Origin of the sequence: Streptomyces sp. NPDC014894 (assembly GCF_043080985.1) — a bacterium.
Lineage (GTDB): Bacteria > Actinomycetota > Actinomycetes > Streptomycetales > Streptomycetaceae > Streptomyces.
Genome location: NZ_JBIBWD010000003.1, coordinates 170,143 through 194,466 on the forward strand (window position 1 = coordinate 170,143; position 24,324 = coordinate 194,466).

Annotated in this window: 20 protein-coding genes and 1 tRNA gene; 13 read left to right on the forward strand and 8 right to left on the reverse strand. The window is 74.8% G+C overall.

Annotated elements, in window-relative coordinates:
* Positions 1 to 161 precede the first annotated feature (161 nt).
* Positions 162 to 1,574, reverse strand: coding sequence for an amidase (locus ACF089_RS08735; RefSeq protein WP_392023759.1), 1,413 nt, complete (start codon positions 1,572 to 1,574; stop codon positions 162 to 164).
* A 334-nt stretch (positions 1,575 to 1,908) separates the two neighbouring features.
* On the opposite strand from ACF089_RS08735, the gene ACF089_RS08740 reads away from it, so the two are divergent.
* The 3 genes from ACF089_RS08740 (at position 1,909) to ACF089_RS08750 (ending at position 5,988) form a co-directional block, all read left to right on the forward strand.
* Entirely contained in the window at positions 1,909 to 2,628 is a 720-nt protein-coding gene (locus ACF089_RS08740; protein WP_392023761.1) for a decarboxylase, read from the forward strand.
* 292 nt (positions 2,629 to 2,920) lie between these two features.
* Positions 2,921 to 4,042 (forward strand): LLM class flavin-dependent oxidoreductase, encoded by a 1,122-nt coding sequence (locus ACF089_RS08745; protein WP_392023763.1) that lies wholly within the window; start codon positions 2,921 to 2,923, stop codon positions 4,040 to 4,042.
* A gap of 227 nt (positions 4,043 to 4,269) precedes the next feature.
* Complete coding sequence (locus tag ACF089_RS08750) at positions 4,270 to 5,988, forward strand: glycosyl hydrolase family 18 protein (RefSeq protein ID WP_392023765.1); 1,719 nt, start codon at positions 4,270 to 4,272, stop codon at positions 5,986 to 5,988.
* A gap of 219 nt (positions 5,989 to 6,207) precedes the next feature.
* Here the strand turns inward: ACF089_RS08750 and ACF089_RS08755 are convergent, their stop codons facing one another.
* On the reverse strand, positions 6,208 to 7,986 hold the full coding sequence (locus ACF089_RS08755; RefSeq protein ID WP_392023768.1) for a putative bifunctional diguanylate cyclase/phosphodiesterase: 1,779 nt from the start codon (positions 7,984 to 7,986) through the stop codon (positions 6,208 to 6,210).
* A 454-nt stretch (positions 7,987 to 8,440) separates the two neighbouring features.
* On the opposite strand from ACF089_RS08755, the gene ACF089_RS08760 reads away from it, so the two are divergent.
* Complete coding sequence (locus ACF089_RS08760; protein WP_392023771.1) at positions 8,441 to 9,727, forward strand: M6 family metalloprotease domain-containing protein; 1,287 nt, start codon at positions 8,441 to 8,443, stop codon at positions 9,725 to 9,727.
* Between the two features lie 71 nt (positions 9,728 to 9,798).
* On the opposite strand, the gene ACF089_RS08765 is transcribed toward ACF089_RS08760, so the two are convergent.
* Positions 9,799 to 9,872 (reverse strand) — tRNA-Lys (locus ACF089_RS08765).
* The gene (locus ACF089_RS08770; RefSeq protein WP_392023774.1) at positions 9,863 to 10,498 is read right to left on the reverse strand and encodes a bifunctional DNA primase/polymerase; all 636 of its coding nucleotides are present in this window, start codon (positions 10,496 to 10,498) and stop codon (positions 9,863 to 9,865) included. The genes ACF089_RS08765 and ACF089_RS08770 overlap by 10 nt, the downstream gene beginning before the upstream one ends.
* A gap of 377 nt (positions 10,499 to 10,875) precedes the next feature.
* Between ACF089_RS08770 and ACF089_RS08775 the strand changes: the two genes are divergently transcribed.
* Positions 10,876 to 11,409 (forward strand): GNAT family N-acetyltransferase, encoded by a 534-nt coding sequence (locus ACF089_RS08775; RefSeq protein WP_392023777.1) that lies wholly within the window; start codon positions 10,876 to 10,878, stop codon positions 11,407 to 11,409.
* Between the two features lie 30 nt (positions 11,410 to 11,439).
* Here the strand turns inward: ACF089_RS08775 and ACF089_RS08780 are convergent, their stop codons facing one another.
* Together ACF089_RS08780 and ACF089_RS08785 are read right to left on the reverse strand one after the other, a co-directional pair.
* On the reverse strand, positions 11,440 to 11,781 hold the full coding sequence (locus ACF089_RS08780) for a hypothetical protein (RefSeq protein WP_392023779.1): 342 nt from the start codon (positions 11,779 to 11,781) through the stop codon (positions 11,440 to 11,442).
* A gap of 132 nt (positions 11,782 to 11,913) precedes the next feature.
* Complete coding sequence (locus ACF089_RS08785) at positions 11,914 to 12,513, reverse strand: histidine phosphatase family protein (protein ID WP_392023781.1); 600 nt, start codon at positions 12,511 to 12,513, stop codon at positions 11,914 to 11,916.
* Between the two features lie 227 nt (positions 12,514 to 12,740).
* Between ACF089_RS08785 and ACF089_RS08790 the strand changes: the two genes are divergently transcribed.
* Genes ACF089_RS08790 through ACF089_RS08805 form a run of 4 tightly spaced genes read left to right on the forward strand, consistent with a single transcriptional unit; the run spans position 12,741 to position 17,656 of the window.
* Complete coding sequence (locus tag ACF089_RS08790; protein WP_392023783.1) at positions 12,741 to 13,640, forward strand: phosphatase PAP2 family protein; 900 nt, start codon at positions 12,741 to 12,743, stop codon at positions 13,638 to 13,640.
* Positions 13,570 to 14,733, forward strand: coding sequence for a hypothetical protein (locus tag ACF089_RS08795; RefSeq protein WP_392023786.1), 1,164 nt, complete (start codon positions 13,570 to 13,572; stop codon positions 14,731 to 14,733). Before ACF089_RS08790 ends, ACF089_RS08795 begins: the two co-directional genes overlap by 71 nt.
* Positions 14,724 to 16,310: a hypothetical protein gene (locus tag ACF089_RS08800; protein ID WP_392023789.1), complete on the forward strand. Its 1,587-nt coding sequence runs from the start codon at positions 14,724 to 14,726 to the stop codon at positions 16,308 to 16,310. Before ACF089_RS08795 ends, ACF089_RS08800 begins: the two co-directional genes overlap by 10 nt.
* Positions 16,307 to 17,656, forward strand: coding sequence for an AAA domain-containing protein (locus tag ACF089_RS08805; RefSeq protein WP_392023791.1), 1,350 nt, complete (start codon positions 16,307 to 16,309; stop codon positions 17,654 to 17,656). The genes ACF089_RS08800 and ACF089_RS08805 overlap by 4 nt, the downstream gene beginning before the upstream one ends.
* 275 nt (positions 17,657 to 17,931) lie before the next feature.
* On the opposite strand, the gene ACF089_RS08810 is transcribed toward ACF089_RS08805, so the two are convergent.
* Complete coding sequence (locus tag ACF089_RS08810; RefSeq protein ID WP_392023793.1) at positions 17,932 to 19,386, reverse strand: tetratricopeptide repeat protein; 1,455 nt, start codon at positions 19,384 to 19,386, stop codon at positions 17,932 to 17,934.
* Between the two features lie 247 nt (positions 19,387 to 19,633).
* Between ACF089_RS08810 and ACF089_RS08815 the strand changes: the two genes are divergently transcribed.
* Positions 19,634 to 20,080, forward strand: coding sequence for a hypothetical protein (locus ACF089_RS08815; protein ID WP_392023796.1), 447 nt, complete (start codon positions 19,634 to 19,636; stop codon positions 20,078 to 20,080).
* Positions 20,081 to 20,586: 506 nt separating this feature from the next.
* The gene (locus ACF089_RS08820) at positions 20,587 to 21,459 is read left to right on the forward strand and encodes a spermidine synthase (RefSeq protein ID WP_392023799.1); all 873 of its coding nucleotides are present in this window, start codon (positions 20,587 to 20,589) and stop codon (positions 21,457 to 21,459) included.
* Positions 21,460 to 21,491: 32 nt separating this feature from the next.
* Here ACF089_RS08820 and ACF089_RS08825 read toward each other — a convergent pair whose 3' ends face one another.
* Positions 21,492 to 22,073: a hypothetical protein gene (locus tag ACF089_RS08825; RefSeq protein ID WP_392023800.1), complete on the reverse strand. Its 582-nt coding sequence runs from the start codon at positions 22,071 to 22,073 to the stop codon at positions 21,492 to 21,494.
* 109 nt (positions 22,074 to 22,182) lie between these two features.
* Here ACF089_RS08825 and ACF089_RS08830 point away from each other — a divergent pair, with 109 nt between their 5' ends.
* Complete coding sequence (locus ACF089_RS08830; protein WP_392023802.1) at positions 22,183 to 22,908, forward strand: response regulator transcription factor; 726 nt, start codon at positions 22,183 to 22,185, stop codon at positions 22,906 to 22,908.
* Complete coding sequence (locus tag ACF089_RS08835; protein WP_392023804.1) at positions 22,905 to 24,320, forward strand: ATP-binding protein; 1,416 nt, start codon at positions 22,905 to 22,907, stop codon at positions 24,318 to 24,320. Before ACF089_RS08830 ends, ACF089_RS08835 begins: the two co-directional genes overlap by 4 nt.
* The last annotated feature ends 4 nt before the right edge of the window (positions 24,321 to 24,324 follow it).

A 24,324-nucleotide genomic window follows, 5' to 3' on the forward strand; every position in this document is an offset into this window, starting at 1 on the left:
CCGGGGGAGCCGGCGGCGGCCGTTCGGCCCAGGGCGCGCCCGGGTCTGACCGGGCCCGCCCCGGCGCGTCGACGCCCGGTCCCGGGGGGAGCGCGGGCCGGCCCGGGCCCCGGCGCGGAAGGCGCGCCGGGGCCCGGGGACCAGAGGTCTGGACCCGGGGATCAGACGCCGGGCGGCGCCGGTATCGCCGCCGCCTCTGAGGCGTACAGCGCGTGCGCCGCCCTCAGCACCAGCGCGTCCGCGTGCCGGGCCGCGCTCAGCTGCACCCCGATCGGCAGCCCGTCCGCGTCCACCCCGCAGGGCACGCTCGCCGCGGGCTGCCCGGTCATGTTGAAGGGGTACGTGAACGGCGTCCACCCCGTCCAGCGCCGGTGCCCCGACCCCGCCGGGACCTCCGCCCCCGCCTCGAACGCGGTGATCGGCACCGTGGGAGTGATCAGCAGGTCGTACGAGGTGTGGAAGCGGCCCATGCGCCGCCCCAGCTCCGCCCGCGCGTCCACGGCGGCCAGATACTCCACCGCGCCGATCCGGGCCCCCGCCGCCGCGCTCGCCCGCAGCCCCGGGTCCAGCGACTGCCGCTGCCGGGGGCCGAGCCGGTGCAGCAGCCGGGCGGTCCCCGCCGACCACAGGGTGTGGAAGGCCTCCACCGGATCGGCGATGTCCGGATCCGCCTCCTCGATGTAGGCGCCGAGCCCGGCGAGCGCGCTCACCGCCCCCCGTACCGCGGAGGCCACCGCCGGGCGCACCGCGACCTGGCCGCCGAAGGAGGGCGAGTACGCGATCCGCAGCCCCCGGACGCCGTCCTCCAGCGTCGGGCCCACCGCGTCGGCGGGCGGCGGCTGGTAGCCGTCCCGCCAGTCCGTGCCGCTGATCGCGTCGAGCATCAGGGCCGCGTCGGCGGCGTCCCGGGCCATCGGTCCGACCTGGGTGAGCGTCCCGAACGGGCCGGCGGGGAAGAGCGGGACCCGCCCGTGCGTCGGCTTCAGCCCGAAGATCCCGCAGAAGGCGGCCGGCACCCGGATCGAGCCGCCGCCGTCGGTTCCCAGGGCCAGCGCGCCCGCCCCCAGCGCCACGGCCGCCGCGCCCCCGCCGCTGGAGCCGCCCGCCGTACGGGAGGGATCGTAGGGATTGCCCGTCACCCCGTGCCGAGGCGAGTCGGTCACGGCCTTCCAGCCGAACTCGGACGTCGTGGTCCGGCCCACGAAGACCGCGCCGTGCTCGCGCAGCCGGGCCACCGAGGGCGCGTCCTCGGCGGCCGCCACCCCCTCGCCGACGGTCAGCGAGCCGTGCAGGGCGGCCGTCCCGCGCTGCGGCAGCAGATCCTTCACGGTCACCGGCACCCCGTCGAGCAGCCCCCGGGGCTCCCCGCGCCGCCAGCGGTCCGCCGACGCCTCGGCCAGGGCGAGCGCCCCCTCGGCGTCGGACCGTACGAACGCGTTGACCCGGGGCTGCGCGGCCGCGATCCGCTCCAGCGCGGCGCGGGTGGCGTCGACGGGGGTGAACTCCCCTCCGCGATATCCGAGGAGCAGTCGGCGGGCGGTCAGATCGGCCAGATCGGTCACCGGAACAGTCATACCGGGGACGTACCCACGTTTGACTCCGCCCACGTGCGGGAACGGCGTTCCGGCCGCCCGCCCGGAAGACCGCGCCGGGTCCGCCGCGAGCCGTACGGCGTACGGACCGGCCCGGGCTCACCCGTACGCCGTACGGCTCCCCGCCCGGCTCAGGACGGTCCGGGCGGCGGGCGCGGGGCCCCGGCGCGGGGCGGCGGTCCGGTTTCCGGGGGGTGTGGCCCGCCGGCGACCGGGCAGGCGCGACCCGGGCGCGCCGATCGCGCGGGAGGCTTGGACCGGGGCCCTCGGTGGTACCTGATGGTCCCGAGGGCGCCGACGAACAGGAAGGCTGGACATGACCACGGTCGGACTTCTCTACCCCGGACACTCCGCCGAGGACGACTTCCCGCGGATGGAGGTCCTGCTCGACAGCGACATCAGGCTCGCCGTCGTCCACACGGAGGCCGATGTGGACGCCCACCGGGTCGCCGCCCTGCTGTCGACGGGCGCGGCCGGCCGGCTCGCCCCCGGCGTGGAGGAGCTGCGGCTCGCGGGGGCCGAGTCGGTGGTGTGGGCGTGCGCCGACGGAAGTTTCGTCTACGGCTGGGAGGGGGCGCACGAGCAGATCAGGTCCCTCGCCAGGACGGCGGGGCTGCCCGCGTCGAGCACCTCGTTCGGCTTCGTCCACGCGGCGCGGAAGCTGGGCGCGTCCCGGGTCGCGGTGGCCGCCGCGCACTCGGAGGAGATCGCCGGGTACTTCACCGAGTTCCTCAAGGCGGCGGGGATCGAGGTGGTCGCCGCCCGCGCGGAGGGGGTCCCGCCGGGGGAGTCCGCCGCCTGGGGCCGCGACCGGATCCTGGAGCTGGCCGCGTCGGCGAACGACCCGGCCGCCGAGGCGGTCCTGCTGCCGGACACGGCCCTGCACACCGTCGCCCATCTGCCGGAGCTGGAGGAGCTGCTGGGCAAGCCGGTCCTCACCGCGAACCAGGTCACCGTCTGGGAAGGGCTGCGCCTCGCCGACCGCCGCGCCTGGTCCCCGGACCTCGGCGCGCTCTTCGCCAAGCCCGCGCCCTGACCACTTGGCCCTGACCACCTGGCCCTGACCGCCCGGTCCCGACCGCCCGCGAGGCCCCCGACCGCCCCGCCCCGCCCCGCCGTGTCCGCGTACCGACCCCGCCCGCGCGGACCCCGCCCCGCGCACCGGTCGCGGGCCCCCGAGGCGCGGCTTCCCGGGCCTCGGGGGCGCGGCTTCCCGGGGCCGCGGGCCCCCGGGGGAGCGGCCCCCGGCGCGCGGTCCCGGGAATAAACGGAGACTCCCTCCTGTCACCCCTGCTGTACGTTGCCCCACCCGTAGGAGGACAGACCCCGTGCATCCGACACCCCCCGGCGTGGGCGACGGCGCCGACGGCGCGATCGCGGGCGTGGCCCGCGGCAGCGCGCCCGCCCCCCTCTCCGTCCTCGACCTGGTCACGGTCGGCGCCGGCTCCACCTCCGCCGAGGCGCTCCGCACCAGCGTGCGCATCGCCCGCCTCGCCGAGTCCCGGGGCTACCACCGGCACTGGGTCGCCGAGCACCACTCGATGCCGGGGGTGGCCTCCTCCTCGCCGGCCGTGATCCTGGCCCATCTCGCCGCGCACACCCGTCGCATCCGGCTGGGCTCCGGCGGGGTGATGCTCCCGAACCACGCGCCCCTGGCGATCGCCGAGCAGTTCGGCACCCTGGAGGCCCTCGCCCCCGGGCGGATCGATCTCGGGCTGGGGCGCGCGCCCGGCACCGACGGCGGGACGGCGGCGGCCCTGCGGCGCGGCGTCCAGTCGGGCGAGGGCGCCGAGGACTTCCCGCGGCAGCTGGCCGAGCTGACCCGCTTCCTGGACGACGACTTCCCCGAGGACCACCCCTACGCCCGGATCCACGCCGTCCCCGGCCCGGTCCAGGGCCCCGCCGCCCGCCCGCCGCTGTGGCTGCTCGGCTCCTCGGGCTTCAGCGCCCGGCTGGCGGGGGTGCTGGGACTGCCCTTCGCCTTCGCCCACCACTTCTCCGCGCGGAACACCGTTCCCGCGCTGGACCTGTACCGGGACTCCTTCCGCCCCTCCCCCGCGCTGTCCGCCCCGTACGCCCTGATCGGCGTCTCCGCGCTGGCCGCCGACGACGAGCGGGAGGCCCGGCGGCAGGTCCTCACCGGGGCCCTGTCGATGCTGCGGCTGCGCACCGGGCGGCCCGGGCTGATCCCCACGCCCGAGGAGGCCGAGGCGTACTCCTTCTCCGCCCCGGAGCGCGAGTTCGCCGAGAGCTGGCTCGCGGACGTCGTCCACGGCACGCCGGACGCCGTGCGGGAGGGGCTCGACGCCCTGCGGAAGCGCACCGGCGCGGACGAGCTGATGCTCACCGCGCACGCGCACGGCGGGGAGAGCCGGCTGCGCTCCTACGAACTGATCGCGGACGCTTACGAGTTGCCCCGAGAAGTGGCTTCCGACGGGATTCATTCCTGAACGGTTCCTATGGCTTGTTCAACACACCCTTAACCGGTCCTTAAGCCGCTTGTCATGGAGATGGCAAGCGGCTTTTCTTATGCCTGAACGGCGCTGACGAGCGGTTTCTCTCCGGGATTGGTCTAGTCCTTCTTTGGTCAAGACCATTGACGAGGGTGGCCGGTTCGCCGACTGTTCTCCCAACTCCTGTTTCAGGAGCCCCGTTTCCCCCCACACGGAGGCTGCTCGTGAGCTCCCGCAGACCATTGATCGCGGCCATGACGACGGCGGCTGTCGCCGCCGGCGTCCTGGCAGGCTTCGCCGCCACCGGCACCGCGAGCGCTTCCGCCCCCGGAAACGCCGCCGCTGCCGCCCCCACCACCGGCGGCGTGAAGATCGCGTACTACGACCAGTGGAGCGTGTACGGCAACGCCTTCTACCCGAAGCACCTGGACACCCGGGGCATCGCGGGCAAGCTGGACATCATCAACTACTCGTTCGGCAATATCCACCCCACGGATCTGACCTGCTTCCAGGCCAACAAGGCGGCGGGCGACGACAACAACCCGAACGCCGGTGACGGCGCGGGCGACTCGTACGCCGACTACCAGAAGACGTTCAACGCGGACACCAGCGTCGACGGCGTCGCCGACCGCTGGGACCAGCCGATCGCGGGCGTCTTCAACCAGTTCAAGAAGCTGAAGGCCAAGCACCCCAAGCTGAAGATCAACATCTCGCTGGGCGGCTGGACCTACTCCAAGTACTTCCACGACGCCGCGAAGACCGACGCCACCCGCAAGAAGTTCGTGGCGTCCTGCATCAAGCAGTACATCGACGGCGACCTGCCGGTCGCGGACGGCTTCGGCGGCGTCGGATCGGCCGCCGGCGTCTTCGACGGCATCGACATCGACTGGGAGTACCCCGGCTCGAACGGCGGCCACCTGGGCAACCACTACGGCCCCGAGGACAAGGCCAACTTCACCCTGCTCCTGGCCGAGTTCCGCAAGCAGCTCGACGCCCGCGGCGCGGCCAACGGCGGCAAGAAGTACCTGCTGACCGCCGCCATGCCGGCCGGTCAGGACAAGATCAAGCACATCGAGACGGACAAGGTGGGCGCGTACCTCGACTACGCGAACATCATGACGTACGACATGCACGGATCCTGGCGCTCCAAGGGCCCGACGTACCACCAGTCGCCGCTCTACTCGCCCGCCTCCGACCCGACCGACCCGATCGCGCCGGGCACCGAGAAGTACTCGATCGACAACGCCATCAGCGCGTGGATCGACGGCAAGCCCGCCTACGGCATCGCGGGCGGCTTCCCGGCGAAGAAGATCACCCTCGGGTACGAGATGTACTACCGCGGCTGGAAGAACGTCCCGGCCGGCGCCAAGAACGGTCTCGGCGGCTCCGCCAACGGCGGCAGCGCCCCGCGTCCCCTGAGCCAGGGTGCGGGCATCGCCAACTACAACGAGCTGGGCGGCATCGTCGACAACCCGGCGACCACCTTCTGGGACGACGAGGCGAAGGCCTCGTACTTCTACAAGGACGGCGAGTTCTTCACCGGTCTCGACAAGCGCGCCATCCAGGCCCGCGCCGACTACGGCCACAAGCGCGGCCTCGGCGGCGCGATGCTCTACTCCCTGATCGGTCTGGACACCCAGACCAAGCTGCTCAACGACGTGGTCGCCGCGGTCGGCGCCTCGCCGTCCAACCCGGACCCGTCGCCGAGCAACCCCAACCCCTCGCCGTCCAACCCCAACCCGTCCCCGAGCAACCCGAACCCGTCGCCCTCCAACCCGGGACCGGGCTGCACGGCGGCGGCCTGGACGACGAGCGGTACGTACAACACCAACGCGCTGGTCTCGCACAAGGGCCGCGTCTGGAAGGCCGGCTGGTGGACCCAGGGCGAAGAGCCCGGCACCACGGGCCAGTGGGGCGTCTGGCGCGACCAGGGCCCCTGCTGAACCAACTCCCCGCCCGTAGCGGTCCCTGTCAGCCGGCCCCACACGGCTGACAGGGACGGGCACCCGAACCACTGAGTCCCCCCACACTGCCGCCCCCGCCCGGAAGCCCACCACTTCCGGCCGGGGGCGGTATCCATGCGCCCGCGGCCCTCACGGCGCCCTCGGCCCTCGCGGCCCCGGAGGGAGGGAGAGCCGCGCACCCGGCGGCGGCCCCGCGCCTCAGGCCGAGAGCCGCGCACCGAGCAGCTCGCCGATACGGCCCGGGGGAACGGCCCGCGAGTACAGCCACCCCTGCCCGGTGTCGCAGCCGATCCGGCGCAGCCGGTCCGCCTGCCCGGCCGTCTCCACGCACTCCGCCGTGACGGTGAGCCCCAGCCGGTGGGCCAGCTGGACCATCGCCTCCACGATCGTCTCGTCCGCCGGATTCGGATGGGCCTCGTCCTGGAAGCCGCGGACGAACGAGCCGTCGAGCTTCAGCACCGAGACCGGCAGCCGGCTGAGATACGCCAGATTCGAATACCCGGTCCCGAAGTCGTCGATCGCGATCCGCACGCCCATGTCGCTCAGCGCCTGGAGCGCCTGGAGCGGCCGCCCGGCCGACCCCATCAGCGCCGACTCGGTCAGCTCCAGCTGGAGCAGCCGGGAATCGAGCCCGGTCTCCGCGAGGATCTCCGCCACATCCGCCACCAGGTCCGAGTCCCAGACCTGCCGTACGGCGACATTGACGCTCATGAACAGCGGCGGCGACTGCGGATGGTCCCGCTGCCACTGCCGCGCCTGCCGGCAGGCCGTGCGCAGCACCCACTTCCCCAGCTGGACGATCGAGCCGTCCTCCTCCGCGATCCCGATGAACCGATTCGGCGTGAGAGTCCCGAACTGCGGGTGCTCCCAGCGCACCAGCGCCTCCACGCCGCGCATCGCGCCGTCCGCGAGACCCACCAGCGGCTGGTACTCCAGCGCGAACTCGCCGCGCTCCACGGCCGGCCGCAGGGTGGAGGCGAGGGACTGCCGGGTCACCCGGTGCGCGTTGCGCTCCGGGTCGAAGAGGGTCCAGCGCGCCTTGCCGTCCTCCTTCGCCCAGAACAGCGTGGTGTCCGCGGCCTGCATCAGCGCCGTGGCGGAGGTCCCGGCGACGGTGCGCTCGACCACCCCGATCGACGCCGACACCGACAGCCGCTGCCCGTCGAGGTCGAACGGCCGCTGGAGCGCCTCCAGCACCGTCCGGGCGACGTCGGCGAGCTGCTCCGTCCCCGTGGAGTCCTCCACCAGCACGGCGAACTCGTCCCCGCCGAGCCGGGCCACCAGATGGCCCCCGCCGGTCCCGGCGGCCCCGCCGCTCTCCCGGTCGCCGCCCGCGCACTCGGAGAGCCGGTCGGCGACCGCGGCGAGCAGCCGGTCCCCGACCCGGTGGCCGAGGGTGTCGTTGATGGCCTTGAAGCCGTCCAGATCGAGATAGCAGAGCCCGATCCGGCCGGTGGAGCCGTGCTCGTACGCCGAGGACTCCAGGGCCGCGGTGAGCCGTTCGAAGAACAGCGCCCGATTGGGCAGCCGGGTCACCGCGTCGTGCATCCGCAGATGGCGCAGGCGCGCCCGCAGCGCGCGCCGGTCGCCCACGTCCGCGACGCACAGCAGCACACTGCGGCTCTCGGGCAGCGGGGCGAGGGTGACCTCGGCCCACAGGGTGCGCCCGTCGGGGTGCTTGAGCCGCCGCGTACAGCGGAAACGGGAGCGCCGGCCGCGCAGCACCTCGCGGTAGGCGTGCCAGATGCGCCGGTCCGAGGCGAGATCGATCAGTTCGGCCGCCGGCTGGGCGCACAGCGCCGCGGGATCGCCGCCGAGCAGCGCCCCGAGAGCCGGATTGGCGCTGACGATCTGGCCCTTGTGGTCGACCAGGGCCATGGCGACATGGGCCGCGGCGAACGCGGCACGGTAGTCGCGCAGTTCGGAGATCGAACAGCCGTTACGCTCCGTGATCCGCTGCCGGGTCCTGCCGGGCACTGCGACTCCCGTGGGCCCTGTTCCTTCGGAGGTTGCGCTCACCGCTCACTCCCGTAATGCAGTTGTGTCGTACAGGGGCGTACAGATGTGGTCGGGAAAGGTCGGGTACTTGGGCAAAGAGGTCGGGAAAGTGTGCCGATCATAGGGGCTGCTCCCAGCGCCGTACCAGCTCCGCCACATGGGTGGTGCCCGTTCGCGGGCCCGGTCGATCGTTTCTGCGCGGGTCTTTACCGAGGCCGTTGCCAGAGCGACCGGATGTGACATTCCGTGACCTCCCGGAGTGTCGCCGGATCTCGGCCGGATGACGGACCGATGTCGGGCAGGTCACCCGACTGGGGCACCGGAACAGGGCGTATGCCTGTAAAACACCACAAGGTGGTTGAGGTGTCTCCCATATCCGCAGCCGGAGGTCCACGTGGAGGGTCAGCAGTCACCCGAGGGAACACCCGGGGGAGTGGAACCCGCTCCCGCGCGCGCGGGCGGGCCGCCGGGAGACGCCGTGCCCCGGGGCGGCGACGGCGCGCGGCAGCCCCCGGCCGAGCGCGGCCGGCTGCGCAGCGCCGCCGCGGCCCTCACCTCCCTGATGGCGATCGCCGCCACCTCCCTGGTCACCGGCCCCGCCGTGGCCAAGACCTCCACCGCCCCCTGCGCGCTGCCCCGCACCCAGGCCCACCACTCCCTGGGGCTGGACACCTGGAACGCCGCCTATCCCCGCCCGCTCCGCGAACTCGACGCGGTCATGATCTTCCTGTCCTTCCCGGACGCCGAGCCGGACCTCTCCCCGGAGCTGCTGGCCGCCGACCACTTCCCCGCGACCAGCGAGTTCTTCGAGCGGGCCTCGTACGGGAAGTTCCGGCTGCGCGCCGATCCGCGCCCCGGCTGGGTGCGGATGCCGAAGGCGTCCACCGCGTACGGGATAAGCCGTGACTGGGACCCCGAGCGCCGGGGCGCGTATCTGCGGGACGCCTTCCGGGCCGCCGATCCGGAGGTCGACTTCTCGCGGTACGACATCGTCTATCTGGTCGCCGACCCGGACGCGCCGGGGGTGGACTCCGACGCCACCAAGGTCGTCAACTTCGACCGGCCGCTGAGCGCGGACGGCGTCGAGATCAAACGGGTGGTCACCGTCTTCGAACGGCATCCGCCGGACCGCAATGTGCTGGCCCACGAGACCGGGCACGTCTTCGATCTGCCGGACCTCTACCACCGGCCGACGGACGGGAAGGGCGACTGGGACACCTATGTCGGCGACTGGGACGTGATGGGCAGCCAGTTCGGGATGGCCCCCGACCTCTTCGGCTGGCACAAGTGGAAGCTGGGCTGGCTGGACGGGCGGGCCGTGCGCTGTGTCACCCGGCCGGAGCTGATCACCCTGGAGCCGATCTCCGCCCCCGCGCCGGGCGGGGGGCTCGGCACCCGGCTGGCGGTGGTGCGGACCGGGGCGGGCACGGCGCTCGCCATCGAGGCGCGCGGGGCGACGGGCAACGACGCGTCGCTCTGCACCGAGGGGGTGCTGCTCTACCGGGTGCAGTCGGACACGGCCTCCGGCGGCGGTCCCATCGAGGTGCTGGACACCCACCCGGAGAGCGAGGCGTGCTGGGACCAGTCGGTCTATCCGCAGCTGGCGGACGCCCCGCTGGGGGTGGGGGAGACCTTCACCCTGGGCGAGGAGCGGACCCGGGTGGAGGTCGCCGACCGGACCGGGTCGGGGGCGTGGACGATCAAGATCACCACGGCGTAGGCCCGGCCGTCCGGACCTCGCCGGGCGCACGAAAGAGCCCCTCGGCAATGCCGAGGGGCTCTCTCCGTCTGTGCGCCGCCAGGGACTCGAACCCCGGACCCGCTGATTAAGAGTCAGCTGCTCTAACCAACTGAGCTAGCGGCGCCTGCTGACGTCGTAGACCTTAGCACCCTGGTCGGCGCGGTGAAAAATCGATAGAGCGACCTCCGGGGCGGCGGTGTCGCGGGCGGCCCGGACGCAGGCCCAGAGCAGCACCTCGGGCCCCGGCAGCCAGGGGTGCCGGGCCTCCGGCGCGACCAGCCAGCGCGAACAGGCCCCGCTCCGATCGGCCTCCTCGGGCGGCGGGACGGTCACCGCGTCCCCCGTCCCGTGACAGAGCAGCGGCGGTACGGCCCCGCCCCACTCCTCCCATCTCAGCAGCGCGGGCAGCCGGTCCGCCGAGCCCGGCGCGGCGAAGATCAGCATCCGCCCCCGGTGCGCGGCGACCGGTCCGCAGCCGGGGCCCTCCTCCCGGAGCCGGTCCAGCATGTGCCGGCCGAAGACCGCGGGCGCGCTGACGACGTCGAAGACCGAGCCGCAGGGGAGTACGGCGGGCTCCGTCGGCCGGCTCTCCCAGCGGGCCAGCACGGAGCGCGGGCTCGCCCCCGCGGAGGCGAGCCACTCCGCGCCGGGCCCGGTGACCCGGGCGACGGGGTCGGCGCCCTCGCTCTCGGCCGGGGGCCGGTCCCCGCTCGGCCGGTCCTTGTCGGTGTCGCGCAGCCATCCGCTCATACTCAAGATCTACCCGGAGTAACACTCCGGTCGCCGAGTGTCGGCGAAAGTGGGGACAGGGCGGCGCGCGGGCGGTATCGTGCGCCCCGGCATATGCCAGAAGCCTCGGCTCCCGGGCCCGTACCGCCCCGAACCGGGGCACGGCGGTGGCGCGGAATCGTCTCCGCGCACGGCCCGCCCCGGGCGCGGGGGCCCGCCCGGGGCCGGGCGAGTGTACGGACCGCTCCGGTGCGGCCGTCCGGCTTCGCGCCGGGGTGCGCTTACGCTGTGGCGCGGATTGTTTGGGTGTGGTCCCGTCCGGGGCCCCGGGGCTCCGCCCTGGCCCCGGCTCCTCAATCGCCGGAGGGGCTGGCATTCTCTGCGATACGTTGCCCGCCATGACGCGACTCGCCGCCGCCTGGCCGCCCGCCCCGATCAGTACCGAACGGCTCGTGCTCCGGGAGCCCGAGGCGCGGGACCGGGCGGCGGTCATCGAGCTGCTCGCCTCGCCGGGGGTGAACGCCTACCTCGGCGGCCCCCGGCCGCTGGACGAGCTGGAGCGCACGACGCCCGGGACGCCCGCCCGCCGCCCCGGCCTCTTCGTCGTCGAACTGGACGGAGCGATGATCGGCCAGGTCATGCTCACCGTGGACTCGGGACACCTTCCCCAGGCCGCCGGCGCGGCCGAGCTGGGCTATCTGTTCCTGCCACAGGCATGGGGAGGCGGATACGCCGCCGAGGCGTGCGCGGCGGCCCTCGGCTGGTTCGACGCGGCGCACCCCGGCGAGCCGGTGGTGCTCGCCACCCAGACCGCCAACGTCCGCTCGACGCGCCTCGCGGCGAAGCTGGGGTTCACCGAGACCGAGCGGTTCGAGGCCCACGGCGCCGAGCAGTCCTTCGCCGTCCGGCCCCCGGTCACACCGTCCGGCTGAGCCGTCCGGGAGCCCCCGGGGCCCCCGGGGTCACTGGCGCGTCCCGTCGCGGAGCAGCCCCCGGCCGAACTCGATCATCTTCAGGGCGTAGTCCTCGGTCCACCCCGCCCGGTCGGCCACATCGCCCGGGGTGAGCCGGTCGAACCGCCGGGGATCGGCCAGCTGGGCGGCGGCGACCGCCTGGAACTCCACGGCCCGGTCGGTGGCGGCGCGGAAGGCCAGCGCCAGCTCGGTCGACCGGGCGAGCAGCTCCCGAGGGTCCTCCATCGACTCCAGGTCGAAGAAGTGCTCGGGATCGGCGACGGCCTCCGAGGGCTCGAAGAGCAGGGGCGCGGGCCGCATCCTGCGGGCCGGCTGCTGGGGTTCCGCCATGTGCCGCTTCCTCCTCGCACGGGTAGCCGGGTGATCCGGACCGCCCTCCATTGTCCAGGCCCGCGCAAGAGGGCGCGGCCGGGCGCGGGCGGTCGCCCGCGCCCGGCCGCGTACAGCCGGATACCGCCCGGACTACCCCTCCAGATGGCCCGCGTCGTTCCAGCGGTCCACCGCCGGAGCGCCGTACGCCCAGCCCAGGACCGACAGCGACGCCGGATCCAGCTTCAGCCGCGCCGCGAACGACGGGTCGAGACCGAGCCACCGGGAGGCCAGCACCCGCAGAATGTGCCCGTGCGCGAAGACCAGCACATCGCGGTCGGCCGAGCGCGCCCACTCGACGACCTCGTCCGCCCGCGCCGCGACCCGGGACAGCGCCTCGCCGTCCCGTACCCCGTCCCGCCAGATGACCCACTCCGGGCCCGCGATCTCGCGGATCTCCGGCGGCGTCAGCCCCTCGTACGCCCCGTAGTCCCACTCCATCAGCGCGTCCCAGGCGACCGCCCGGTCGCCGAACCCGGCCAGCTCGCACGTCTCAGCCGCCCGCACCAGCGGAGAGGTGCGGACCTCCACGCCCTCCAGGGACGACCACGGGGAGCGCCGCAGCCGCTCGCCGAGCAGCTTCGCGCCCCGCCTGCCCTCCTCCAGCAGCGGAAGATCCGTCCGGCCGGTGTGCCGCCCGGACAGGGACCATTCGGTCTGACCGTGCCGGACAAGCAGGATCCGCGGTGCCATATCACGGCCTCCGTCTGTAATAAGTGCTGGTGATGGCGTTCCATCATCGCTCAAACCCGTACCGCGCAACCTCGGGGGCGAACTCCGCGTCCCTCTCTCAGTCGGCGCTCGCCGACCGCCGGGACCCGCAAAGACGGACCGGTCCGCCGACACCGTACGGTTGTCCGGTGCCCGCCCACCCGAGGAACACCGGGCCACCGGACGACAAACAGGGGGAGAACGCTCGGATGCCGCACCTCGCACCCGGACACCGGCCCCGCTGGTGGACCGAGCTGCTCCTGATAGCCGTGGTCTACGTGGCCTACTCGGCGGGCCGGCTCCTCGCCCGCGGCGACGTGAACACCGCGGTCGACCACGGCCTCGCGATACTCCGGGCGGAGCGGGCGCTCTTCCTCGACGCCGAGACCCCGCTCAACAAGCTCTTCACCGAGACGCCGGCGATCGGCATACCCGCCGACTTCCTCTACGCCTCGCTCCACTACCTCGTCACCCCGGCCATCCTCGTCTGGCTCTTCCGCCGCCGCCCCGCGCACTACCGGGCCGCCCGCACCTGGCTGATGGCCTCCACCCTCCTCGGCCTCGTCGGCTTCACCCTCGTGCCGACCTGCCCCCCGCGCCTGCTCGACGCGAGCCACGGCTTCGTCGACACCATGGCCCAGTACAGCTCCTACGGCTGGTGGGGCGCCGAGGCCAGCGCGCCGCGCGGCATGGGCGGACTGACCAACCAGTACGCGGCGATGCCGAGCCTCCACGTCGGCTGGGCCGTGTGGTGCGGAGTCATCCTCTGGCGGCACGCCCGGACGCCGCTGATGCGCACCCTCGCCGTCGCCTACCCCGTGATCACCGTGATCGTGGTCATGGGCACGGCCAACCACTACTTCCTGGACGCCGTCGCCGGAGCCGCCGTCATGGGTCTCGGAGCGCTCGCCGCCCGGCCCGCGATGCGTCTCGCCGACCGGCTGCGCGAGCGGTTCGCCACCCCCGCCGCCCCCTCGGCGCAGGCGTCTTCGGGCGGTGAGCCCCCGATTGTCGGTGGCGGATGCCAGACTTCCCCGGGTGAGCGAATCCCTGGACAGCGGACCACCTCCGCAGGCGCCGACGACACCACTGCGGCAGCGGCTCGCTGAGCTGCGCGGCCCTGACGCCCGCCCGCGTCCGCTCGACGCCCGTGCGCTGGCCGCCCTCGCGGCCAACCCCGGCTGCGACCGGCGCGCCCTGCTGGACGGCGCCGGGGTCGACAAGGCGGCGCTGGCCGCCGCCCTCGGATCGCCCACCGCCTTCGGCCAGTCCCAGTTCGCCTTCATGCGCGGCAACGCCTTCGAGGCCCGGGTCATCTCCGACGGCGGGGCCGAGCTGATGCGGCTGCTCGGCGCGGAGAGCCCCGGCGGATTCCGGCTGCCCGACCTCGGCGCCGCCGGCCCCGAGGGCCGCGCCGCCCGCACCGCGCTGGCGCTGCGGGAGGCGACCGCCGACGGCGTCTGGACCCTGCTCACCCACCCCATGCTCGCCCTGGAGGTCGCGGGCTCGCCCGCCTATCTGGAGCCCGACGCCGTCGTCGTCGGCCCCGACGGCCGCTGGACCGTGGTCGAGATCAAGTCCTTCCCGATGATCGACGCCTCCGCCGACGCCGCGAAGGTCGGCGCCGCCGCCCGCCAGGCCGCCGTCTACGTCCTGGCGCTGGAGCGGGTCGCCGCCCGCACCGGCGGCGCGAGCGTCGCCCACAGCGTGCTGCTGGTCTGCCCCAAGGACTTCTCCAACCTGCCCACCGCCTCCGCCGTCGACGTCCGCAAACAGCTCTCCGTCACCCGCCGCCAGCTGGCCCGGCTCACCCGCGTCGAGGACATCGCCGCCGCGCTCCCCGACGGGACCACCTTCGACCCGGAGCGCCCGGCCGAGCAGCTGACCGCCGCCGTCGAGTCCGTCCCCGCCGCGTACGCCCCCGAGTGCCTCGCCGCCTGCGAGCTGGCCTTCCACTGCCGGGAGCGGTCCCGGCGGCGCGGCGCGGTCGAGACCCTCGGCCGCTCGGTCCGCGGCGAGCTGGGCGGGCTGCGGACCGTCGGCGATGTGCTGGCCGCCGCCCGGGGCGCCGCCGGCGATCCCGACGACCCGGCCGTCGCCGCCCTCCGCCGGGCCGCCGCCCTGCGCGCCGAGGCCCTGGCGTCCGTGCCGGCCGCCCGCACCGGCCGGCAGCCCCTCCCGGAGGCCGCCGGATGTCGCTGATCGCCACCCTCGCCCGGCTGGAGGCCGTGGAGTCCGGCCGGGCCCGCCCGCTGACCACCGTGCGCCACCGCCATCTCGCCGAGCGCCCCCTCGTCCTCGTACCGCTCACCACCGCGGGCGAGGCCGGGGCCCCGCTGGGCGCGCTCGTCGGCACCGACCCCGAGCGGCCCCGGCTGCTCACCGTCGCCCAGCCGCGCGACCGCGAGCTGCGCTTCGCCTTCCTCGCCGAGCTGGCCGACGCCGTCCTGCCCCATCTGGAGAGCTACGCCGACGACGTCGAGACCGTCGAGCGCAAGGAGACCGACCCGGCGACCGGCAAACGCGTCACCGCCGAGGCCGAGCTGTGCGCCGACGCCCCCCAGCTGATCGTCCCCGGCCGCGCCGCCCTCGACCTCGTCCGCCTCCTCGGCCGCTCCACGCGCTTCCGCCGCACCGCCGAACAGGACCCCGACACGCCCTACCCGGCCCCGCCCCGCGTACCGCTCCTCGGCCGCTGGCTCACCCACTACGGAGAGCGGGCCCGCGTCCCCGGCTCGTCGCTGCTCCTCGCGGCGACCGATCTGCTCAACCGGCACTGGGCGACCGGCCAGTCCTCGCTGGAGGACCAGCACCTGGGCGCGCTGCTCGCCTGGATCGACCCGCCCGACGGCGGCTCGGGCGCCGACGCCGCGCTCCGCGCCGAGCTGGGCCGGGACGCCCAGGGACAGCTGCTCTGCCCGCCCGCGGGACCGGCCACCGACCCCGCCTTCGACAATCGGCTGCTCGCACCCGCGGTGGAGGCGTACGACCGGGTCCGGCTCGCGCTGGGCGCGGCCCAGGAGGGCGCCGAGGCCGACGGCTGGCTCGGCCAGCTCTCCGTCGCCGAGCGGGAGATCCGCCGGCTGCTGCTCACCCAGCTGGAGCCCACCTGGCGGGCGGTCTGGCGCTCCCTGGAGCTGCTGAACGAGCTGCCGGAGGGCCCGAGGGCCGACGACCGCTGGACCAGGGACCGCTGGTCCTTCACCGCCCACCGCGACCGGGTGCGGGCCGGGGAGCCGCCGCAGCCCCGCCGCGACGACGCGGTGACCGCCGCCCGCAAGCTCGCCGCGCGGGAGACCGCCCAGACCCAGCTGGAGGCCCAGGAGGCGCTGGACGACCCGCTGGTGCTGGCCGGGCGCAGGCTGGCCGGCGAGGCGTTCGTCGGGGAGGTCGTCGAGGTGACGATGGCGTGGTCGGAGTCGAAGCGGCCCTCGCCCCGGCCGCTGGTCGCCCTGCGCACCGACGACCGCCCGCACCTCGGCGAGCGCGTCAAGGTGTACCGCTCGCTGGACGGCAGGCCCCAGTCCGCCGAGTTCGTCCGCCAGGAGTCCGACGGCGTGCTCCTGCTCCGGATCACCGACCGGATGGGCCGCGCCAAGGACCCGGCCGAGGGATCCGTGCCGGTCAAGGGCGACCGGATCGCCTGGACCCTGTTCGAACACGACCAGCGGGGCGGCCCGAGGCTGCCGGAGCCGGAGGAGACGCCGTGGACGCACGGCGGCCCGCCCGGCACGGCCGCGGAGGACCCCGACCCGGTGACCCCGGAGGACATTCTGTGACCGTCTTCGAGCCCGCGACCGCCGTCGACCCGGCGGCCGCGGCGGCGGCAGCCACCGAGCGCATCCTCGCCGACACCCTGCGCGGCGCCGACCGGGGCGTGGTCGTGGACTCGCCGCCCGGCGCGGGCAAGTCCACCCTCGTGGTCCGCGCCGCCCGGGAACTGGCCGCCGCGGGCCGCCCCCTGATGGTGATCGCCCAGACCAACGCCCAGGTGGACGATCTGGTGCTGCGCCTCGCCGAGAAGGACCCCGAGCTGCCCGTGGGGCGGCTGCACAGCAATGACCCCGATCCGTACGACAAGGCGCTCGACGATCTGGCGTCCGTCCGCAAGTCCGCCAAGGCCGCCGATCTCGCGGGACTGGACGTGGTGATCTCCACCGCGGCGAAGTGGGCGCACGTCCAGGGCGTCGAGCCGTGGGAGCACGCGATCGTGGACGAGGCGTACCAGATGCGCTCGGACGCGCTGCTGGCCGTGGCCGGCCTCTTCGAACGGGCCCTGTTCGTGGGGGACCCGGGCCAGCTCGACCCGTTCTCGGTGGTGGGCGCGGACCAGTGGGCCGGACTGTCGTACGACCCCTCCGCGAGCGCCGTCTCCACCCTCCTGGCGCACAATCCGGAGCTGCCGCAGCACCGGCTGCCGGTCTCCTGGCGGCTGCCCGCGTCGGCCGCGCCGCTGGTGTCGGCCGCGTTCTACCCGTACACGCCCTTCCGCAGCGGCACGGACCACGGGGACCGCAGGCTCTCCTTCGGGACCGCGTCCGACGGCTCGGCGCACGACCGGGTGCTGGACGAGGCGGCCGAGTCGGGATGGGGTCTGCTCGAACTGCCCGCCCGGCACACCCCGCGCACCGACCCCGAGGCGGTGCGCGCGGTGGCCCGGGTGGTGCGCCGGCTACTGGACCGAGGGGGCGTCGCGACGAGCACCGCCGACGCCGACCCGGCCCCGGTCACCGCCGACCGGATAGCGGTCGGCACCGCCCACCGCGACCAGGCGGCGGCGGTCCGGGCCGCCCTGGCGGAGCTGGGCGTCCTCGAGGTCACCGTCGACACGGCCAACCGCCTCCAGGGCCGCGAGTTCGACGTCACCGTCGTGCTGCACCCCCTCTCGGGCCGCCCCGACGCCACCGCCTTCCATCTGGAGACCGGCCGTCTGTGCGTGCTCACCTCCCGCCACCGCCACGCGTGCGTCGTGGTCTGCCGGGCCGGAGTGAGCGACCTGCTCGACGAACACCCCTCGACCGAGCCGGTCCAGCTGGGCGTGACCGTCAAGTTCCCCGACGGGTGGGAGGCGAACCACGCGGTGCTGGCGCGGCTGGCGGAGCACCGGGTGGCGCTGACGCCGTGAGGCCGGGGGCCCCGCGCGGGGCCCCGAACTCACGCCGATGGCGGGCACGCGGCGGGCGTCGCGGCGGACGGCTGCCGTGACGACCGCCGGCCGCGGACCGTGCTGTGTGCCGTCATGAGCCATCCCCAGAGGTCGGACACCGGCGGGTCGGGGCGAGGGGGTGTTCCGTTCGAACCCCCCGTGCCGTCGCTTGACCCGCGGAGCCGCGGAATGGTTGTGCCGCGCTCCGTCTTCCCGCGGTGATAACCCCGGGCGGCCGGAGCGCGCCGCCCCGGCTACACCTCGCGCACGGAATCCCCGCGTACCGGATCGGCGCGCACCGCGTCCGCGTGCCGGGCGAGGAACTCCGGCACCCCCTCCGCCGACCGGTACGGCCGCAGCCCCGCCGCCGCCGTGCGCAGCATCGAGCGGATACGGGCCGACTGGACCCCGTCCAGCAGATCCAGCACCCGGCTCCCGGCCGCCGCCGACTCCTCGGGGACGCCGCCGTGCGCCAGGTCCACCGCCAGCTCGGCCCGGTAGAGCGCCAGATTGCGGGTGAAGCGGCGGTCCTGGAGCGAGACGGCCCGGCGGGCGTGGCCGGCCGCGCGGTGCCAGTCGCCGAGCGCGGACCAGCACTGCGCCTGGAGCGCCTCCAGCTCCGGCTGCCCGAAGAACGTCATCCACTCGGGATCCGCCTCCGCCGGGCCCCGGTCGAAGTGCCCATGGGCCCGGGCCAGGGCGTGTTCGCACTCGCCGCGGTCGCCGAGACCGGCCCAGCCCCCGGCCTCCCGCAGCGCCAGCAGCGAGAGCAGCCGGGCGGAGCCCAGGTCCCGGGCGGCCCGCAGACCGGCCTGGGCCGAGCGGACCGCCTCCCGGTGCCGGCCCGCGTCCCGGGCGAGGAAGGAGGTGTTGGAGAAGGCGTGCGCCTCCAGCGCCGGATCGCCCGCGACCCGGGCCGTCGCCAGCGCCTCCGCATAGTGCGAGCGGGCCTCCTCGAACCGGGCCGAGTCATGCGCCAGCCAGCCGACCGAGAGGGCCAGCTCGCCCGCGCCGGTGTGCAGCCGGTCCGCCGTGGAGCGCCGGGCCGAGATCCCCGAGTCGAGCAGCGCGTACGCCGCCCGCAGCGGCTGGGCGGCCCGCTGATAGAGGCCGTCGGCGCCGTGCCGGTCGTCCAGCAGCCGGATCCGGCGCACCGCCGACTCCACGGCGGCCACCTCCGGCTCGCCGACCCGCCGCTGCCCCGGTACGGCCCCGGGCTGCCCGCCGCCCGCGCGCAGCGCGGACCCGAGGCCGAGCCCGGAGCCCAGTCCGAAGGAGGCGGCCGCCACGGTGGCGGATCCGCTCGTCATGAACGCGCGACGCAACACATCGGTCTCCTCGTCGCCGTGGCCGGGGCCGTCGCCGGGGGCGGCGGTCCCGCGTCCGGTCAACTCCTCTGAAGGCGGGTCCGGTTCGGCCGGTACGGGGCGGCGCGGCCGTCCGCCGCCGCCCCGTACCGTCTCCCGGGCCGCGAAGCCCAGATCCGCCAGGGTCAGACCCGGGTACATATGAAGGAATACCCGTTCGTACGCGTAGTTGGGGCAGCGGATCTCGCCCGCCTCGACCCGTCCGACATAGCGGGCGTCGCACGACACCTGCTCGCCGATCTGCCGGGCGGCCTTGCGGACGGCCGCGGCGAACTCCCCGGGGGAGAGCTGTCCGCGCAGCCGCCGGAAGGCGGTGTTGGGAACCGCTGGTGGTGCCCCCATGGCCGAGCCCTCTCTCCCAGGCGGCCGCGGACCTCCCGGCGGGCGCGCCGGGACCGTACCCGCTGTGACTGCCTCTCTCACCGCAGTTTGGCCGCAAAAGGGATGAGTCCGCCGCGATCTGCCATGAACTGCCATCCTTTGGGCGGTGTGGTGCCGTAGCCCTTGACGGCCCGGTCCGTTGAACACCTTGGAGGCGCGCTCCGTGCCTCCAGTCGAGCGAGGAGTGATCCCCGTGATGGAGGCCGGCATGCAGACCAGCGCTCTCGGCGGTGTCCGTACGCCCGCGACACCCGAACCGATCTCCGCGGCCCGGCACGGCGGCGGCACCCCACCGGGCGACCGGGGCCGGGGCCGCTGCGATCTGGTGACCGTCCCGGCCCGCCAGGGGCTCGAAGCCGTCGACATCCTGCGCCGCACCGCCGCGCCCGCCGTCGGGCCGGTTCTGCACGACGGCGGCTGCGACACCCTCGGCTTCCTCGTCCCGCCGGGCACGGCCGACGGCTGGGACCTGCCCGGCAGCGCCTGCACCCGGACCGCGGACCGCGCCGCGCGCACCCCCGCCGAACCCCCGGTCCGCGGCACCGGCTGGCTCCTCCCGCCGGACGACACCGACCAGGTCACCGACCCCGCCGTGCTCCGCCACGCCCTCGGCGAAGCCGCCCGCCTCATCGCCGCCGCCGACAGCCGCCGCTGACCACCCCGCCCCGGTCCGCGCCTCCCGCCTGCCCCGCCGGACCCGCCCCGGCCGCACCATCCGGGCGGTGCTCCCCGCACCGGGGCGTTCCTCCGCCATCGGGCCCGCCCCGGTCGCCCCACCACCACGGGCTTCCACCCGGGACCGCCCTCCCGCCACTCGGCCCCCCGGCCGCGCCCCGCGCCGCTCCCGCCCGTACGACGACACCTCCCGTCCGCCCCGTACCCCTCTCCGGCAGGCGGGCCCGAGCGGCAGACCCACCGCCGCCCGCACCCCCTCCGGCAGGCGGGCCGGGCACCCCGCGCCCCCTCCGGCAGGCGGGCCCCCCGCGCCCCCGGGCCCCCCGGGCCCCCCGGGCCCCCGCACCCCCGCACCCCCGGGCCCCCCGCACCCCCGGGCGGCAGGCGGCCCCCGGGCGGCACGCCACGCCGCCGCCCGCCCCGCGCCCCCGGAGGGCCACCCCACCTGCCCGGACGGGCACCCCCACCTGCGGGGATAATGGAGCGATGGCGAAGAGCAAGCGGCGGCGCGCGGGTGGGGGCGGGAAGGTCGAGGCGGTTGTGGCGCGGGTCGGGGGCGGGGTGGCGGAGCTGGTGCCGGATCCGGAGCGGGCGCGGGGGTGGACGCTGCTGATCGACGGGGCTCCGCAGTCGCATGTGGATCTGGACGACCCGGCCGTGCTCACCTTCGAGTACCAGCGCCGTCTCGGCCACGCCATCGATCTCGCCGCGCCGCCCGGCCGGCCGCTCCAGGCCGTCCATCTCGGCGGCGGCGCCTTCACCCTCGCCCGCTATCTCGCCGCGACCCGCCCCCGCTCCACCCAGCAGATCGTGGAGCTGGACGCGGCGCTGGTCCAGCTGGTCCGCGAGCGGCTGCCGCTGGACCCGAACGCGCGGATCCGCGTACGGTCCACCGACGCCCGCGCCGGGCTCGGCAAGCTCCCCGACGGCTGGGCCGATCTCATCGTCTCCGACGTGTTCGGCGACGCCCGCACCCCCGCGCACCTCACCAGCGCGGAGTTCCTCGCCGAGGTCCGCCGGGTGCTGCGCCCCGGCGGGCTCTACGCCGCCAATCTCGCCGACGGCCCGCCGCTCGCGCATCTGCGCGCCCAGGTCGCCACCGCCGCGACGGTCTTCCCCGAACTGGCCCTGGCGGCCGACCCCACCGTGCTGCGCGGCAGGCGCTTCGGCAACGCGGTGCTGCTCGCCTCCGACACCGCCCTGCCGGTCGCCGAGTTCACCCGACGGGTGGCGAGCGACCCGCACCCCGGGCGCGTCGAACACGGCAGGGCGCTCATCGACTTCACCGGCGGCGCGGCCGTCGTCACCGACGCCGACGCGAAACCCTCGCCCGCGCCCCCGCCGACCGCCTTCCAGTGACCGTCCCCCGGCGGTGACCGGGGCCGGCCGCCTCAGCGGTCGTCGAAGACGACCGTCGGCCGGCCGCCGTGCCAGGTGCAGTACGCCGACACCTCACGGCCGTCCTTGGTGAAGGTCACCCGGATCCAGAAGTCCTGCTTCCACACGTCCATCTGCCAGCCCGCGTTGGGCGTCGCCGACACCAGCTCCGCCGACTTCTCGCCGAGATCGAACACCACCCGGCCGCCGTCCACGGTGTACGACTTCACCGTGCCGGCCGACTTCGCGGTCTGCGGAGAGCCGGACGCCATGGGCGTCTTCTCGCCCGCGACCGAGGCCGATTTCGACGCCGTGGCCGACGGCTCGGGCACGGCCTGGCTCGACGGTCCCGGCGAACTCACGGGCGGCTGGGCGCTGGGCTTCGACGTGGGGCTCGGCGGCCGCTTCGTCGAGGAGCCCTGCTCCTTCGTCGGTTCCTTCGTCTCGGGCTCGGTGTCGATCTCGACCGCCAGCGGCCGGTCGTACGCGGTGCCGGACATGACCGTGTGAACGCCCCACCAAGTCAGCGTGACCGCCGCGCCGGTGGCCAACGACCACGCCATGGCATGTACAAGTCCTCTACGCATCGGCCCCATCTTGCACCACCCGCCCCAACTATGTCCCCGACGGGATCGAGCTATTCCGGCCCCCCGCCCCAACTCCCCCGCGCGACCCGGCTGCTCGGCATGGCGTACGGTGCCGCTCATGGCAAGTGTGCTCGTGGTCGAGGACGATCAGTTCGTACGTTCCGCCCTCATCCGGCATCTGACGGAGGCCTCCCATACGGTACGGAGTGTCGGCACGGCCCTGGAGGCGCTCCGCGAGGTCGCCCACTTCCGGTTCGACGTGGTCATCCTGGACCTCGGACTGCCCGATCTGGACGGCTCCGAGGCGCTGAAGATGCTGCGCGGCATCACCGACGTACCGGTGATCATCGCCACCGCCCGCGACGACGAGACGGAGATCGTCCGGCTCCTCAACGACGGGGCCGACGACTACCTCACCAAACCCTTCTCCGTGGAGCACCTCTCCGCCCGGATGGCGGCGGTGCTGCGCCGCTCCCGCGCCTCCGCGGGCGACTCCCCGCCCTCCCGGCTGATCCAGGTCGGCGGACTCTCCATCGACCCGCTGCGCCGCCAGGCCGAACTCGACGGCGCCGGACTCGATCTGACCCGCCGCGAGTTCGACCTGCTGACCTTTCTCGCCGGACGCCCCGGGGTCGTCGTCCCCCGCAAGGAGCTGCTCGCCGAGGTCTGGCAGCAGAGCTACGGCGACGACCAGACCATCGACGTCCACCTCAGCTGGCTGCGGCGGAAGCTCGGCGAGACCGCCGCCCGGCCGCGCTATCTGCACACTCTCCGGGGCGTCGGAGTGAAGCTCGAACCGCCCGGCGACTCCCGTACCGGACATATACGAGGACATCAAAGATGAGATGGGCGCTGGTCAAGGTCTCCCTGGCCGTCACGGTGATGGTGGTGGTGGCCTTCGCCATTCCGCTGGGTCTGGTCATCAAGGAGATGGCCCGGGACCGGGCCTTCACCAACGCCGAGCGGCAGGCGGCCGCCCTCAGCCCCACCCTCTCCATCACCAACGACCGGGTCCAGCTGGAGAAGGCCGTCCAGTCCACCCACGCCGGATCCGTCCAGCGGATGGCCGTGCACATCCCGCCGTCCGAGGCGACCGGCGGCGTCTCCATCGAGATCGGGACGCGCCGCGCCGCCCAGGCCGATCTGGCCACCGTCCAGCGGCTCGGCCGGGCCTCCACCACCGAGGTGCCGCACGGCTGGGCGCTGATCCAGCCCACCGCCATCAACTCCGGCATCGCGCTGGTCGAGGTCTTCATCCCCGACGACGAGGTCTCCAAGGGCGTCACCACCGCCTGGCTGATGCTGGCCGGCGTCGGAGTGGCGCTGATCGTGGGCTCGGTCGCCGTCGCCGACCGGCTCGGGATCCGGATGGTGCAGCCCGCCCAGCGGCTCGCGGGCGCGGCCCACGACCTGGGCGAGGGCAAACTGGGCGCCCGGGTCCCCGAGGAGGGCCCGCCCGAACTGCGCTCCGCCGCCATCGCCTTCAACGCCATGGCCGACCAGGTCGTCCAGCTGCTGGCCAATGAGCGGGAGCTGGCCGCCGACCTCTCCCACCGGCTGCGCACCCCGCTCACCGTGCTGCGGCTGAACGCCGCCTCGCTCGGCGAGGGCCCCGCCGCCGACCACACCCGGGCCGCCGTGGAGCAGCTGGAGCGCGAGGTCGACACGATCATCCGCACCGCCCGGGAGGCCAAGCCGCAGACCACGGCGGTCGGCCCCGGCTCCGGCTGCGACGTCTCCGAGGTGGTCCGGGAGCGGATGGACTTCTGGTCGGCGCTCGCGGAGGACGAGGGCCGCAAGGTCCGGGTCGCCGGGGTGGACCGTCCGGTACGGATCCCGGTGGCCCGCCCGGAGCTGGTCGCCGCCCTCGACGCGCTGCTCGGCAATGTCTTCCGCCACACCCCGGAGGGCACCGCCCTCTCGGTCGACGTCCACAACGGCGACGACGCGGTGATCGTCCTGGTCTCCGACGCCGGGCCGGGGATCGCCGACCCGGAGGCGGCGATGGCCCGCGGCAACAGCAACGGGCGGGACGGCTCCACCGGCCTGGGCCTGGACATCGTGCGCCGGGTCGCCGAGTCCACCGGCGGGGACGTCCGTATCGGCAGCTCCGTCCTCGGCGGCACCGAGGTGCGGATCTGGCTCGGCCTCGACGCGCGCGCCGCGGTCCCGGGGGAGCGCCGGCGCGGCCACCGCCAGTCGGAGCGCAGGCGCTCCCGGATCCCGATCCGCTCCCGAGGCGGCTCCGGGAGGTAGTCCG